We start from the raw sequence: 14,436 nt of genomic DNA, 5'->3' as shown, positions 1-14,436 counted from the left end.
CCTGACGGCTACCCATTGCCCCGTCAGGGGCGGCCCACACTCAATGCGCTTCGTGGGGCTCCCAATCGCGAGTGCGGTCTACCGCCTTGAGCCAGCCGGCGTAGAGCTTTTCTTTCTGGGCGTCGTCCAGTTGCGGGGTGAACTCGCGCTCGATGACGGCCTTGCCACGCAACTCATCCAGGCTGGCCCAGAAGCCGCAGGCCAGGCCTGCCAGGTAGGCCGCACCCAGGGCCGTGGTTTCGCGCATTTGCGGGCGCTCGACCCGGGTACCGAGGATGTCGGCCTGGAACTGCATCAGGAAATTGTTGGCCACCGCACCGCCATCTACCCGCAATGCACTCAGGCGCTCGCCGCAGTCTTGCTGCATGGCATCGAGGACATCGCGTGTCTGGTAGGCAATCGACTCCAGCGTGGCGCGGATGATGTGGTCGACCTTGACCCCGCGGGTCAGGCCGAACAGTGCGCCACGGGCATAAGGGTCCCAGTAAGGCGCACCCAACCCGGTAAAGGCCGGCACCAGATAAACGCCGTTGCTGTCTTTTACCTTGCTGGCAATGTACTCGGTGTCATGGGCGTCTTTGATGATCTTGAGCTCGTCGCGCAGCCATTGCACGGTGGAGCCACCGTTGAACACAGCGCCTTCCAGCGCATAGGCCACTTCGCCACGCGGGCCACAGGCGATAGTGGTCAGCATGCCGTGGCTCGACGTCACCGCCTTGGTCCCGGTGTTCATCAGCAGGAAGCAGCCGGTGCCATAAGTGTTCTTCGCCTGGCCAGGTTCGACGCACATTTGCCCGAACAACGCTGCTTGTTGGTCACCGGCAATACCGGCAATGGCGATACCGCTTTTGGTATGGCCATAGACTTCGCAAGAGGAGCGCACTTCTGGCAGCATTTCCCGAGGAATATCCAGCACCTGCAGCATCGTTTCATCCCATTGCAAGGTATGGATATTGAAAAGCAGGGTGCGCGAGGCGTTGGTGTAGTCGGTGACGTGGATTTTGCCGCCGGAAAATTTCCAGATCAGCCAGCTGTCGACGGTGCCGAACAGCAACTCGCCTCGACGTGCACGCTCGCGGCTGCCTTCGACGTTGTCCAGGATCCACTTGAGCTTGGTGCCGGAGAAGTACGGATCGGTGACCAGGCCTGTGGTTTCGCGGATGTACTCCTGCAGGCCGTCACGCTTGAGTTGTTCACAGATCTCGGTGCTGCGCCGGCATTGCCAGACGATGGCGTTATAGAGGGGGCGCCCGGTGGTCTTGTCCCACACTACCGTCGTTTCACGCTGGTTGGTGATGCCGATGGCGGCGACCTGATCATGGCTGATGCCGGCCTGGGCCAGGGCTTCGACCATGGTCGCGCTCTGGGTGGCGAAGATTTCCATCGGGTCGTGTTCGACCCAGCCTGCTTGCGGATAATGCTGGGCGAACTCGCGCTGGGCCGTGCTGACCACGTTGGCGTCACGATCGAAAATGATGGCTCGCGAACTGGTAGTGCCCTGGTCCAGGGCAATGATGTAGAGCTTGTTCTGAGTGTCTGTCATATCGGTGGCCTTGCACTTGAATAGGTGTGGTCAGGGAGACAGGTTGCGGGTGATTACCCCGCGATACAACACGGCTCTCAAGCATGCCTCTATGATTGGCGCAAAAACCGAAATCAGGAAGTGGTTGCCTCACCTCAACTGGGCAGAATCCCCTACAGTAATGTCCTGCTGAATCTCCCTATCGCTTTGGAGCCCCGCAATGACCCCCGCGTTGGATTTGTTGAAGAAGGTTCGCGCCGAACATCGTATCCATAGTTACGAACATGATCCCAAGGCCGCTTCTTATGGCCTTGAAGCGGCCGAAAAACTGGGATTGGACCCTGCCCAAGTGTTCAAGACCCTGCTTGCCAGCAGCGAGAAACACGAATTGCTGGTGGCTGTAGTTCCAGTAGCCGGTACGCTCGACTTGAAAGGCCTGGCCCAGGCGGCAGGTGTAAAAAAATGCGAAATGGCAGATCCCGCGGCTGCCCAGCGGGCGACCGGATATTTGTTGGGGGGGATCAGCCCGCTGGGTCAGAAAAAGCGCCTGCGCACTTTTATCGACCAGACGGCCCAGCCACAACCGACCATTTTTGTCAGTGCTGGCCGCCGGGGGCTGGAGGTAGAGTTATCGGCCGCAGTGCTGGCCGAGCACACCAGCGCGAAGTTTGCGGATATCGGCCGGCCGTAGGAGCCAAGCTTGTCGGGGCGCCGAACCGTCGCGATGGCATCACCGCGGTCTATCCGGCTACGGCGGTGACGCCATCGCGAGCAAGTCGGAGCGCCGAACCGTCTGCTCCTACAGCCACACTGCCGGGCGCCTGGAACAGCACCAGGTGATCAGCCGCGACCTTGATGCCAACTTCACTCCCCGGTGCGTGATCGATATGGCTTGGGAAGATAGCTTCCAGCTGGGTGCCGGTCGCCAATTGCAGGCGATATAGCGTTGAGGCGCCCTGGAAGCTTTTGCCGACGATACGAGCCTTCAAGGCACTTTGCGGGGCATACACGATGTCGTCAGGGCGCAGCAAGACATCTACGGCGCTGCCGTGTGCCCAGGTATAAGCCCGGTTGCCACGCAACTCGCCCAATTCAGTTTGTACCGCGTCATGGCTGAGCATCTGCCCGCGGATGAAATAGCCCTGGCCAATGAAGCTTGCAACAAAGGGCGTCAGTGGCTCGTGGTAGAGATTGAACGGGGTATCCCACTGCTCCAGCCGACCTTGGTTGAACACGCCCACATGGTCGCTGACAGCAAAGGCTTCTTCCTGATCATGAGTGACCAGGATGGCGCTGGTGCCGCGGTTCTTGAGGATGTCGCGCACTTCGTGGCTTAGGCGCCGACGCAGTTCAACGTCAAGGTTGGAGAAGGGCTCATCGAGCAGCAGCAGTTGTGGTTCTGGTGCCAGGGCGCGGGCCAGGGCGACGCGTTGTTGCTGGCCGCCCGAGAGCTCATGAGGGAAACGCTCGCCAAGGCCGGCCAGATTGACCAGTTCGAGCATCTCGGCAATCACGCGGGTTTGCTGGGGATGCTTGCGAATGCCGAACGCGATATTTTGCGCCACGGTCAAGTGTGGAAACAGGGCGTAGTCCTGAAACACCATGCCGATCCGGCGTTTTTCCGGGGCCAGCGTAAACCCGGCCTTGGAAATGACCTCACCTGCCAGCTGGATCTCGCCTTCATGGATCGGCTCGAAGCCTGCAATGGCCCGCAGGGTGGTGGTCTTGCCACAACCCGAGGAGCCCAGCAGGCAGCCAATGTCACCGGCGTTCAGGTGCAGATTGAGGTTTTGGACGACACGCTGGCCTTGGTACCCACAGGCCAGGTTTCGCAGATTAAGCAGTAAAGGTTGACTCATGCGTGGTGATAGGCCGGTTCAACAAGGAATTCAAGCAGCGCTTTCTGCGCATGCAGGCGGTTTTCTGCCTGGTCCCAGGCAACCGAGCGCGGGTCATCGAGCAGGTCCATGCTGATTTCCTCGCCACGATGGGCTGGTAGGCAATGCATGAACAGGACATCGTCGGCCGCCAGATCCAGCAGCGCACAGTTGACCTGATACGGCGCAAACAGCGCCAGGCGGCGTGCAGTTTCCTCTTCCTGACCCATGGAAGTCCAGACATCGGTGCTCACCAGGTGGGCGCCGGCGACTGCATCTTTTGGATCACGGAAAATTTTCACCCGGTCACCGGCCAACGCGATGAACTCAGGGTTGGGCTCATAGCCTTGCGGGCAGGCGATACGCAACTGGAAGTCGAACTGGATGGCGGCTTCTATATAGGTGTTGCACATGTTATTGCCATCACCGATCCAGGCCACGGTCTTGCCCTGGATCGAGCCACGGTGCTCCAGGTAGGTCTGCATGTCGGCCAGCAACTGGCAGGGGTGCAGGTCATCGGACAGGCCATTGATCACCGGGACCCGGGAGTTGGCCGCAAACTCGGTCAGGGTGCTGTGCGCAAAGGTACGGATCATCACCGCATCGAGCATGCGCGACATCACGATGGCGCAGTCGCCAATCGGCTCGCCACGGCCCAGCTGGGTATCGCGCGGCGATAGGAAAATGGCCTGGCCACCGAGCTGGATCATGCCAGCCTCGAACGACAGGCGGGTACGTGTCGAGGATTTCTCGAAGATCATGCCCAGCACACGGTTTTTCAGAGGTTCGAAGAGTACGCCGCGGTTACGCAGGTCCTTCAGCTCGATGCCTCGACGAATCACACTGACCAACTCGTCTGGCGTGCAATCCATCAGGGAGAGAAAGTGCCTTGCGCTCATCATTGACTACCTTTTTGCAACAGACCGCAGATGCTCGAAACCAGGTTTTTACGGGAAAACGTGGGAGACCTGCGGCGTAAGCCGCACGGGGCGACGAATAGGGGAAGGCGCGATCTTATAATTAAATGTCGCGTCTTACCAATAGGGGCTGACGGTATGGCGGCAACTGAATGTGTCAGCGCCAGGCTCAATACCTGCCAAGCCAAACGACAGTTGTACACCGAGCCCGTCAGGCATTGCAAATGACGGCACCTCTCATCGGCTTGAATGCCGTTTGTCGACCAGACGATATCATTATGCCTTGCACAAGGGCAGGCCGCATTGCGCACCCCTATGCCTGCGCTATAAAGAGCATTCAAGTCCGTGGAGCCTTTGCAATGGATGTCAAAGAGCAGCAACTGATGGAACTGTTGGGTATCACCGCTCGAACCCTGACACACCTGACGGCGTCGATGACCGCCATGTGTTTCGAGCTGCTGCGCAGTGACGATGAAATCACCCGTCATGCGGGCAAGCGCATGATCGATCGCATGGCGACCATCAGTACCGGCTTGGACGAGCATTGGCGGCTGATTGGTGAGCTGACCGGTATCCCGATTGCACAGGAGCAAGTCCAGACCGTCGACGAAATCCAGTTACTGCCTGCTCCCCCAACTGTCCCAGGCTTGAACAGATGCCTGTAGGAGCCGGCTTTAGCCGCGATAAGGGCGCCGCGGTACATCTGGTGAACCGCGGCGCCCTTATCGCGGCTAAAGCCGGCGCCTACCCTGGCATTGGGGCAAGGCCGAGCACTACGCTCGGGATTCCGATACAATGCGCCACCGTACCGGCGAGCAAGCCGCAAAGTTCCAGCTGAGGTGTTCCATGGATATCATCGAAACGATTAAAGAGCAGATCGCAAACAACACCGTTCTGCTTTACATGAAAGGCTCGCCAAATGCTCCGCAGTGCGGCTTTTCGGCAAAGGCAGCTCAGGCTGTCATGGGTTGCGGCGAAAAGTTTGCCTACGTGGACATCCTGCAGAACCCGGAAATTCGCGCCAACCTGCCAAAGTACGCCAACTGGCCAACCTTCCCACAGCTGTGGGTCGGCGGCGAGTTGGTCGGCGGCAGCGACATCATGATTGAAATGGCCGCCGATGGTTCGCTGCAGACCCTGATCAAGGACGCCGCCGCCAAGGCTGAAGCTGCCAAGGCTTGATTCGGCCTTGAACGAAAAAGCCCCGCGCTCTGCAAAGAGGCGGGGCTTTTTTGTGGGCGGGGAACGTTACTCTTCGCCCATCTGCGTCTGCAGGTAGTTTTCCATGCCGACCTTGTCGATCAGGCTCAGTTGGGTTTCCAGCCAGTCGATGTGCTCTTCCTCGGATTGGAGGATATCTTCGAGCAATTCACGGCTGCCGAAGTCGCCAACGGTTTCGCAGTGGGCGATCGCGGCCTTGAGGTCGACGACGCCGGTTTGTTCGATCTTCAGGTCGCACTCGAGCATTTCGCGGGTGTGCTCGCCAATCAGTAGCTTGCCCAGGTCCTGAACGTTCGGCAGGCCTTCGAGAAACAAAATACGCTTGATCAGTTTGTCAGCGTGTTTCATCTCATCGATGGATTCCTTGTACTCGTGCTTGCCGAGTTTGTTCAGGCCCCAGTCCTCGTACATCCGCGCATGGAGGAAGTACTGGTTGATTGCGACCAGCTCGTTTCCGAGGATCTTGTTGAGATGCTGGATGACGCTAATGTCGCCTTTCATGGTGGGGTCCTGCCCTGATGTTATGTGCCGATACTTAGAAGTTTGAGCCTCGCAACTATTACTGTCAAACCTAAGTTATTGAATAATAAGTAAAAATTAATCGGAATAAGAATGTTTGAGTTCTGCATCTGGACGCTAACTTCTTGAATTACAGGCATAAAAAAACCGGACTCAAGGTCCGGCTCTTCAAAAGAGGGTAAATCAGGCGGCAGTAAATTCTGCGGGATAGGGCAGGGTGGCCTGGCTGACCTGCAATTTGGTCAGGGTTTCACGTACCACCTGCTTGGCGAGGCAGGCGCATTTTCCGCATTGAGTGCCAACATTGGTGACCTCGCGAACTTCACGGTAGCTACAGCAGCCTTCATAGATGGCTTCGCGGATCTGACCGTCGGTGACGCCTACGCAGAGACATACATACATAAGTGAGGACCATCGTGGTTAAGTGCTCAATGCGAAGAAGAGTAATGGTAATGAGAATGCTTGTCAAAACAACTTCTCTAAGGCCTGATCTAGAGCGGCTGGTCGCGGACAGGTGAGGGGGGAGGCGCGTGCGGTTTGTCGGTTCGGATCTTCAAATTCGGAGTTGTCGCAATCGCCGTGTATGATGGTCGATTCGTGCGATACCGTGCAGGCCGTCATGGCAAGTCGTGTATTGCATTCAAAAACACATCAGGAGATTACGAATGAGCGTGCTCGTTGGCAAAAAAGCCCCGGACTTCGACGTCGCTGCCGTGCTTGGCAATGGCGAAATCGTAGACAGCTTCAAACTGTCCGATGCTATCAAAGGCAAATTTGGCTTGGTGTTCTTCTACCCGCTGGACTTCACCTTTGTATGCCCGTCCGAGCTGATCGCTCTGGACCACCGCATTCCTGAGTTCACGGCGCGTAACGTTGAAGTGATCGGTGTCTCCATCGATTCGCACTTCACTCACAACGCCTGGCGCAACACCCCGATCAATGATGGTGGTATCGGCCCAGTCAAGTACACCCTGGCTGCCGACATCAACCACGCGATCTGCAAGGCCTACGACGTTGAGTCCGAGGGCGGCGTAGCTTTCCGTGGCGCTTTCCTGATCGACACCAACGGTGTCGTGCGTTCGCAAATCGTCAACGACCTGCCACTGGGTCGTAACATGGACGAGCTGCTGCGCCTGGTCGACGCACTGCAATTCCACGAAGAGCACGGCGAAGTCTGCCCTGCCAACTGGAAAAAAGGCGACAAGGGCATGACCGCTTCGCCAGAAGGCGTTGCTGCTTACCTGAGCGAGAACGCTGGCAAGCTGTAATTGCCAAGCGCATAAAAAAACCGGCCGTGATGGCCGGTTTTTTTTGTCATTTTTTGAAGAAGTCGCGGATCCGCTCGGCGGCTTCGACACACTCGGCCAGCGGGGCAACCAGTGCCATGCGCACGCGCCCGGCTCCTGGGTTGACGCCATCCACTTCGCGTGACAGGTACGAGCCCGGCACTACCGTCACATGCTGCTGTTCGAACAGGTCGCGGCAGAATTGCGCGTCGTCCATGGGCACTTTGGCCCACAGGTAGAAACCACCGTCGGGCTTCTGTACGTCCAGCACCGGTGCCAGAATCTCGAGCACGGCGTTGAACTTCTCGCGATACAGGGTGCGGTTGGCGCGCACATGGATTTCGTCATTCCAGGCCGCAATGCTGGCCAATTGGGTTTGTACCGGCATGGCGCAGCCGTGGTAGGTGCGATACAGCAGAAAGCCCTTGAGGATGTCGGCATCGCCGGCCACGAAGCCTGAACGCAGGCCTGGCAAGTTGGAGCGCTTGGACAGGCTATGGAACACCACGCAACGCTTGAAGTCGCTGCGGCCCAGGGCCGCGCAGGCGCTCAGCAGGCCGGGTGGCGGGGTCTGCTCGTCGAAGTACAGCTCGCTATAGCACTCGTCCGCGGCGATCACGAAGTCGTACTGGTCTGCCAGGGCAATCAGCTTCTTCAGTGTTTCCAGTGGAATCAGCGCGCCCGTTGGGTTGCCCGGCGAGCACAGGAAAAGAATCTGGCAACGTTCCCAGACATCGGCCGAAACAGCGTCGAAATCCGGGTTGAAGCCGTTTTCGTCCAGGCAAGGCAAGTAGTGCGGCTGAGCGCCGGCCAGCAGGGCTGCGCCTTCGTAGATCTGGTAAAACGGGTTGGGGCTCACGACCAAGGCATCGTCGCTGCGATTGACCACTGCCTGGGTAAATGAGAACAGCGCCTCGCGGGTGCCATTGACCGGCAGCACATGACGAGCCGGGTCAATCCAGCCGGCCGGTACATTGAAGCGACGCTCGCACCAGTTGGCGATGGCTTCGCGCAGGGCCGGGATACCCAGTGTGGTCGGATACACCGCCATCTGTTCAAGGTTGGCCGACAGCGCTTCGGCGACAAAGCTTGGCGAGCGGTGCTTGGGCTCACCGATCGACAGCGCAATGGCACGCTTGTCGGCGGCAGGTGTCACGGTGCCGAGCAGTGCGCGCAGTTTCTCGAACGGGTAGGGCTGAAGCTGGGTCAAAGCATTGTTCATTCGGGTCGGGTCTCGCGGATGATCAAACTAGATGGACAGGCGGCTCAGTTCGATGCTGTTGGTCTGATTAACGCTCAGTTGATCGATAATGGCATCCTGCAGCTGGCTGCACAGCTGCGGATCTGAAAGTGGTTGGTTGTGAGCGTCGGTAATGAAAAACACGTCTTCTACGCGCTCGCCCAGGGTGGCGATCTTGGCGTTCTGCAACGACAGGTCGTACTCCAGGAAAATCTTGCCAATGCGGGCCAGCAGGCCTGGGCGATCCGGTGCGCTCAGCTCCAGGATCGTGACCTGGCGCTGGGCATCGTTGTGGATCGTCACCTGTGGGGCGAAGGCGAAGTGCTTGAGCTGGCGCGGCACTCGACGCTGGATGATGGTGGGGTAGTCGTCGGGGTTGCGCAGGGCCTCGGTCAGGCCATCGCGGATTTCCTTGATGCGCGCCGGGTTGTCGCCAATAGAGCCGCCATCGTTGTCGAGCACGATATAGGTGTCAAGGGTGAACTGGCTGCTGGAGGTGATGATGCGGGCGTCATGGATATTCAGGTTGAGCTGGTCCATGGCCGCTACGGTCACGGCAAAGAAATCGTGCTGGTCGGGTGCATAGATAAAGATTTGAGTGCCACCCTCGAATTCGCGTTGGGTGGTTTCCTTGATCAGTACCAGCGGTCCGCCGTCTGCAGGTTGCTGCAAGATGGCGTCACTGTGCCAGGCCACATCGCCAGCGGTGTGGCGCAGGAAATAGTCGTCACCGAGCTGCGACCAGAGTTGCTCGACGTCGTCTGGATCGGTACCGCTGCGCACCAGAATGTCCAGGGCCGCGTTCTGGGTCTGGCGAATCTGTTCTTCGCGGTCCAGCGGGTTCTCCAGGCCACGGCGCAAGGCGCGCTTGGTTTCGGTATAGAGCTGGCGCAACAGGCTGGCTCGCCAGGAATTCCACAGGCTGGGGTTGGTCGCGTTGATGTCGGCGACCGTCAGCACGTAGAGATAATCGAGTCGCGTCTGGTTATCCATCAGGTTGGCGAAGTCGTGGATGACCTGTGGGTCGGAGAGGTCCTTGCGCTGGGCCGTGGTGGACATCACCAGGTGGTTTTGCACTAGCCAGACAATCAGGCGGCTGTCCCATTGGGGCAATTGATGACGACGGCAAAAGGCTTCGGCATCGACTGCGCCGAGCTCCGAATGATCGCCCTGGCGACCTTTGCCGATGTCGTGATACAGCCCCGCCAGGTAGATCAGCTCCGGCTTGGGTAGTTTTCCCATCAGTTTGCTGGCCAGTGGGAATTTCTCGGAAACCGGTGTGTATTGAAGCTTGCGCAAGTGCTTGATGAGGTTGAGCGTGTGCGCATCGACGGTGTAGATGTGGAACAGGTCGTGCTGCATCTGGCCGATGATATGACCAAATTCCGGCAGGTAGAGGCCCAGGATGCCGTAGCGGTTCATGCGCCGTAGATTTCGGTGAATGCCGATCTCGCACTTGAATAGCTCGATAAACAGGCTGGTGTTGCGAATATCGTTGCGAAACTCGTCGTCGATCAGATGGCGGTGTTCACGCAGCAGGCGGATGGTGTCGGCGCGCACGCCCTTGATCTCGGGGTGCTGGGCCATCAGCACGAAGATCTCCAGCATGGCGAAGGGGGTGCGTTTGAACACTTTCGGATGCGTGGCTTCGATGTAGCCATCGTGCAGCTGGAAGCGTGAGTTCAACGCCTCGGTGCTGCTGCTGGTGTCATCGGCCAGGATCAGCTCTTCGAAATGCTGGATGATCAGGTCGCTCAGCTCGGCGATGCTCATGACCACCCGGTAATACTGCTGCATGAAGCGTTCGATGGCGCGTTTGGCGTTGTCGTCCTGGTAGCCCAGCAAGGCGGCGATGCTGCGTTGGTGGTCGAACAGCAAACGGTCTTCGGCCCGCCCCGCCAGCATGTGCAAGGCATAGCGAACCTTCCAGAGAAACTCCTGGGAGGCGGCGAGCAGCGCGTTTTCGCTTTCCAGCAGAAACCCTTCGCCGGCCAGGGCGTGCAGGTTAAGCGTGCCGTATTGGCGGCGGGCAACCCAGAGGATGGTCTGGATATCGCGCAGGCCGCCGGGGGAGCCCTTGACGTTGGGTTCCAGGTTGTATTCGGTGTCGTTGTATTTGTGGTGGCGGGTTTTCTGTTCGGCGCGCTTGGCCAGGAAGAACTCCTTGCTCGGCCACATGTGCTGGGTGCTGGTGACCTCAAGCATGCGCAGGCGCAGGCTTTCGGGGCCGGCGATGGTGCGACTTTCCATCAGGTTGGTGATGATGGTCAGGTCGCCACGGGCCAACTCTGCGCATTCATCCACCGACCGTACGCTCTGGCCAACCTCCAGGCCGATGTCCCACAAAAGGGTTAGAAAGCGCTCGATGGAGTCGCGAAAGACTTCATGGTCGGCACTGTCGAGCAGTATCAGCAAGTCAATGTCGGAGTAGGGGTGCAGCTCACCCCGGCCATAGCCGCCCACGGCCACCAGCGCGATATCTGCCTCTTCACTCCAGTCGAAGTGATTCCAGGCCTGTTGCAAGATGTTGTCGACGAACCAGGCGCGGTCCTCGATCAGGCGACGGATATCCCGGCCGCTGCGAAAGCGATTGTCGAGCACCTCGCGGGCCTGACGGATGGCCTTCTTGAAGGCGGCGATGGGGCTGGCTTTCAAGGCCAGTTCGGCCTGGAATTGACCCCGGTCGAACAAATCTGGATCCACCTGCGGCATCGCGTCGCCTTCCTTAACTAAATGAACAAGAGCATTCAGGCCGAGATGCGGGCGATGGTGTCATCGCTGCGCAACGTGAAGATCTCGTAGCCGTCGGCGGTTACCAGAATGGTGTGCTCGTACTGGGCGGACAATTTGCGATCCTTGGTGATCGCCGTCCAGCCGTCGCCGAGCAGGCGGGTATCGGCCTTGCCCTGGTTGATCATCGGCTCAATGGTGAAGGTCATGCCTTCCTTGAGCTCAAGACCGGTGCCGGCCCGGCCGTAGTGCAGCACTTGCGGCTCTTCATGAAATACCTTGCCAATGCCGTGGCCGCAATATTCGCGAACCACCGAGAAACCATTCTTCTCGGCATGCTTCTGGATCACTTCGCCGATATCGCCCAGGCGAGCGCCGGGGCGCACGACCTCAATACCCTTGTACATGCACTCCTGGGTGACTTTCGACAGGCGTACGGCCCACTCGGGCACGGTGCCGACGTGGAACATTTTGCTGGTGTCGCCGTGGTAGCCATCCTTGATGACGGTAATGTCGATGTTCACCACATCGCCATTTTTCAGGGGCTTCTCATTGGGAATGCCATGGCAGACCACGTGGTTGATCGAGGTGCAGATCGACTTGGGGAAGCCCTTGTAGTTCAGCGGCGCAGGGATGGCCTGTTGCACATTGACGATATAATCATGGCAAATGCGGTCCAGCTCCTCAGTGGTGACGCCGGGCTTGACATGTTCCCCGATCATTTCCAGCACCTCGGCTGCCAGGCGGCCGGCAATGCGCATCTTTTCGATGTCTTCGGGGGTTTTGATAGTGACGGTCATACAGGCTCTCTCGGCGCCGACGGCGCGGGTAAACACGGAAAGGCGCAATTCTAACAGACGCACGGCCGATTCTGGCGGCGCGGCGCAGTCGCTGCCTTTATAGGGAGTAGTGGGCTCGGATCAGGAGCAGGACTGGGTTCATTCTGGCGCGAAACCTGGCCGTGCGCAAAACCCTGGGGGCTGCCTGAGATTTCGGGTTTCGTTGTGCTCGGTTCTGTGATATAAAATGCGCCGCTTTCCGGGTCGACCCGGTGAGCACTAACCCGCACATGCATCGGCACGATGACCTGGGTGCCTTCAGCCATTGAGCTGTCGGTGGGTCATTGGGATGCGTGGAGGCCTAACCCGACTTATCAAGGAACTATCATGTCCCAAGTCAATATGCGCGATATGCTGAAGGCCGGTGTGCACTTCGGCCACCAGACCCGTTACTGGAACCCGAAAATGGGCAAGTACATTTTCGGCGCGCGTAACAAGATTCACATCATCAACCTTGAAAAAACCCTGCCAATGTTCAACGAAGCGCTGACCTTCGTAGAGCGCCTGGCCCAGGGCAAAAACAAGATCCTGTTCGTCGGCACCAAGCGTTCCGCTGGCAAGATCGTTGCTGAAGAAGCAGCACGTTGCGGTTCGCCGTACGTCGACCACCGCTGGTTGGGCGGCATGCTGACCAACTTCAAAACCATCCGTGCTTCGATCAAGCGTCTGCGCGACCTGGAAACTCAGGCCGAAGATGGCACCTTTGCCAAGCTGACCAAGAAAGAAGCCCTGATGCGCACCCGTGATCTGGAAAAACTGGATCGCAGCCTGGGTGGTATCAAGGACATGGGCGGTCTGCCTGACGCACTGTTCGTAATCGACGTTGATCACGAGCGCATCGCGATCACCGAAGCCAACAAGCTGGGCATCCCGGTCATCGGCGTTGTCGATACCAACAGCAGCCCGGAAGGCGTTGACTACATCATCCCAGGCAACGATGACGCCATTCGCGCTATCCAGCTGTACATGGGTTCGATGGCTGACGCTGTTATCCGTGGTCGCAACGGTGGTGCTGGCGCAACTGAAGTTTTCGTTGAAGAAGCTCCGGTAGCTGCAGCTGAGTAATTGACGACCTGTCGTTGACTCAGTAAGCAAAAAGGGGGCTTGGCCCCCTTTTTGCCACCTCGAAAACCCTTTGTCGGCGCCCACGGTTCTGTTTGTAACGTGCGGCAGCTAACAAGGGTTTGTCTGGGAAGAATTGAACGCCCGTTCGATCGGGTGGAATGGTTGATAACCTATCCAAGAGGAATTTTGAAATGGCAGAAATTACTGCAGCGCTGGTAAAAGAACTGCGCGAGCGCACCGGCGAAGGCATGATGGACTGCAAGAAAGCCCTCACCAAGGCTGGCGGCGACATCGAGAAAGCCATTGATGACATGCGTGCTTCGGGCGCCATCAAGGCTGCCAAGAAAGCAGGCAACGTTGCTGCTGAAGGCGCTATCGCTGTTAAAGTCGCTGAAGATGGCAAGTCCGCCGTCATTCTGGAAGTCAACTCGCAGACCGACTTCCTGGCTCTGCAGGATGACTTCAAGTCCTTCGTTGCTGCCAGCCTCGAAAAAGCTTTCGCTGACAAGCTGACCGACGCAGCTCCGCTGATCGCCGCTCAAGAGCCAGCGCGTGAAGCCCTGGTTGCCAAGGTTGGCGAAAACGTCAACATCCGTCGCCTGGTTCGCGTTGAAGGTGACGTGGTTGACGGTTACCTGCACGGTAACAAGATCGGTGTTCTGGTTGTTCTCAAAGGCGGCAACGCTGAGCTGGCCAAAGACATCGCTATGCACGTAGCTGCCAGCAACCCTGAGTTCCTGCTGCCTTCGGAAGTTTCGGCCGACGCGATCGAGCGTGAAAAAGGCGTCTTCATGAGCCTGAACGAAGACAAGATCAAGGGTAAGCCAGCCGAGATCGTCGAGAAGATGGTGGCTGGTCGTATCAGCAAGTTCCTGGCAGAAGCCAGCCTGGTTGAGCAGGCGTTCGTCAAGAACCCTGAAGTCAAGGTTGGTGATCTGGCCAAGAAAGCTGGCGCTGAAATCGTTTCGTTCACCTACTTCAAGGTCGGTGAAGGCATCGAGAAGCCAGTCGACAACTTCGCTGAAGAAGTTGCCGCACAAGTGGCTGCCGCCAGCAAGCAATAAGACGGACTAACCTCTGTCGCCCCAAAGAGGCTGCCCGCTCACGCGCGCAGCCTCTTTGTCAAAGTGAAGGATGCGTTCGGGCTTACGAGGCCCGCGTCCGTGGCGCTGTCGCAGCGCCAAGCTAGAGTTAGCCCAGGCTGTAAGCAGCCGGCTCAG

General features: G+C 58.3%; 14 protein-coding genes. 6 read left to right on the top strand and 8 right to left on the bottom strand.

Going from position 1 to position 14,436, the window contains the following annotated elements:
- Positions 1–40 precede the first annotated feature (40 nt).
- Positions 41–1,543 carry a glycerol kinase GlpK gene (gene glpK, locus AC3IX4_RS23190; protein WP_489257691.1) on the bottom strand — a complete coding sequence of 501 codons (1,503 nt, stop codon included), beginning with the start codon at positions 1,541–1,543 and terminating at the stop codon, positions 41–43.
- Between the two features lie 199 nt (positions 1,544–1,742).
- Between glpK and ybaK the strand changes: the two genes are divergently transcribed.
- A complete protein-coding gene (gene ybaK, locus AC3IX4_RS23185) occupies positions 1,743–2,213 on the top strand; it encodes a Cys-tRNA(Pro) deacylase (protein WP_489257690.1) in 471 nt (156 codons plus the stop codon).
- Between the two features lie 49 nt (positions 2,214–2,262).
- On the opposite strand, the gene AC3IX4_RS23180 is transcribed toward ybaK, so the two are convergent.
- Complete coding sequence (locus AC3IX4_RS23180) at positions 2,263–3,381, bottom strand: ABC transporter ATP-binding protein (RefSeq protein ID WP_489257689.1); 1,119 nt, start codon at positions 3,379–3,381, stop codon at positions 2,263–2,265.
- Positions 3,378–4,298: an ornithine carbamoyltransferase gene (gene argF, locus AC3IX4_RS23175; protein ID WP_489257688.1), complete on the bottom strand. Its 921-nt coding sequence runs from the start codon at positions 4,296–4,298 to the stop codon at positions 3,378–3,380. The genes AC3IX4_RS23180 and argF overlap by 4 nt, the downstream gene beginning before the upstream one ends.
- A gap of 377 nt (positions 4,299–4,675) precedes the next feature.
- Here argF and AC3IX4_RS23170 point away from each other — a divergent pair, with 377 nt between their 5' ends.
- Together AC3IX4_RS23170 and grxD are read left to right on the top strand one after the other, a co-directional pair.
- Entirely contained in the window at positions 4,676–4,981 is a 306-nt protein-coding gene (locus AC3IX4_RS23170; protein WP_489257687.1) for a hypothetical protein, read from the top strand.
- Between the two features lie 181 nt (positions 4,982–5,162).
- Positions 5,163–5,498 carry a Grx4 family monothiol glutaredoxin gene (gene grxD, locus AC3IX4_RS23165; RefSeq protein WP_489257686.1) on the top strand — a complete coding sequence of 112 codons (336 nt, stop codon included), beginning with the start codon at positions 5,163–5,165 and terminating at the stop codon, positions 5,496–5,498.
- 66 nt (positions 5,499–5,564) lie between these two features.
- Here grxD and bfr read toward each other — a convergent pair whose 3' ends face one another.
- Positions 5,565–6,038 carry a bacterioferritin gene (gene bfr, locus AC3IX4_RS23160; RefSeq protein WP_489257685.1) on the bottom strand — a complete coding sequence of 158 codons (474 nt, stop codon included), beginning with the start codon at positions 6,036–6,038 and terminating at the stop codon, positions 5,565–5,567.
- A gap of 201 nt (positions 6,039–6,239) precedes the next feature.
- Positions 6,240–6,458, bottom strand: a complete 219-nt coding sequence (locus tag AC3IX4_RS23155; RefSeq protein ID WP_489257684.1) for a bacterioferritin-associated ferredoxin — start codon at positions 6,456–6,458, stop codon at positions 6,240–6,242.
- 263 nt (positions 6,459–6,721) lie between these two features.
- Between AC3IX4_RS23155 and AC3IX4_RS23150 the strand changes: the two genes are divergently transcribed.
- Positions 6,722–7,324 (top strand): peroxiredoxin, encoded by a 603-nt coding sequence (locus AC3IX4_RS23150; RefSeq protein WP_489257683.1) that lies wholly within the window; start codon positions 6,722–6,724, stop codon positions 7,322–7,324.
- A gap of 46 nt (positions 7,325–7,370) precedes the next feature.
- Here the strand turns inward: AC3IX4_RS23150 and dapC are convergent, their stop codons facing one another.
- From dapC to map, 3 genes are read right to left on the bottom strand one after another with little or no spacing between them, the layout of a single operon-like run.
- Positions 7,371–8,564 carry a succinyldiaminopimelate transaminase gene (gene dapC, locus AC3IX4_RS23145; protein WP_489257682.1) on the bottom strand — a complete coding sequence of 398 codons (1,194 nt, stop codon included), beginning with the start codon at positions 8,562–8,564 and terminating at the stop codon, positions 7,371–7,373.
- Between the two features lie 27 nt (positions 8,565–8,591).
- Entirely contained in the window at positions 8,592–11,294 is a 2,703-nt protein-coding gene (locus AC3IX4_RS23140) for a [protein-PII] uridylyltransferase (RefSeq protein WP_489257681.1), read from the bottom strand.
- 35 nt (positions 11,295–11,329) lie between these two features.
- A complete protein-coding gene (gene map, locus AC3IX4_RS23135) occupies positions 11,330–12,112 on the bottom strand; it encodes a type I methionyl aminopeptidase (protein ID WP_489257680.1) in 783 nt (260 codons plus the stop codon).
- A 366-nt stretch (positions 12,113–12,478) separates the two neighbouring features.
- Between map and rpsB the strand changes: the two genes are divergently transcribed.
- A complete protein-coding gene (gene rpsB, locus AC3IX4_RS23130) occupies positions 12,479–13,216 on the top strand; it encodes a 30S ribosomal protein S2 (protein ID WP_489257679.1) in 738 nt (245 codons plus the stop codon).
- 191 nt (positions 13,217–13,407) lie between these two features.
- Positions 13,408–14,280, top strand: coding sequence for a translation elongation factor Ts (tsf, locus tag AC3IX4_RS23125; protein ID WP_489257678.1), 873 nt, complete (start codon positions 13,408–13,410; stop codon positions 14,278–14,280).
- Positions 14,281–14,436: the final 156 nt, after the last annotated feature.

Source organism: Pseudomonas sp. KH_021, from assembly GCF_057838865.1.
The sequence above is the reverse complement of the archived record's forward strand: the minus strand, read 5'-3'. Positions and strand labels throughout refer to the sequence as shown.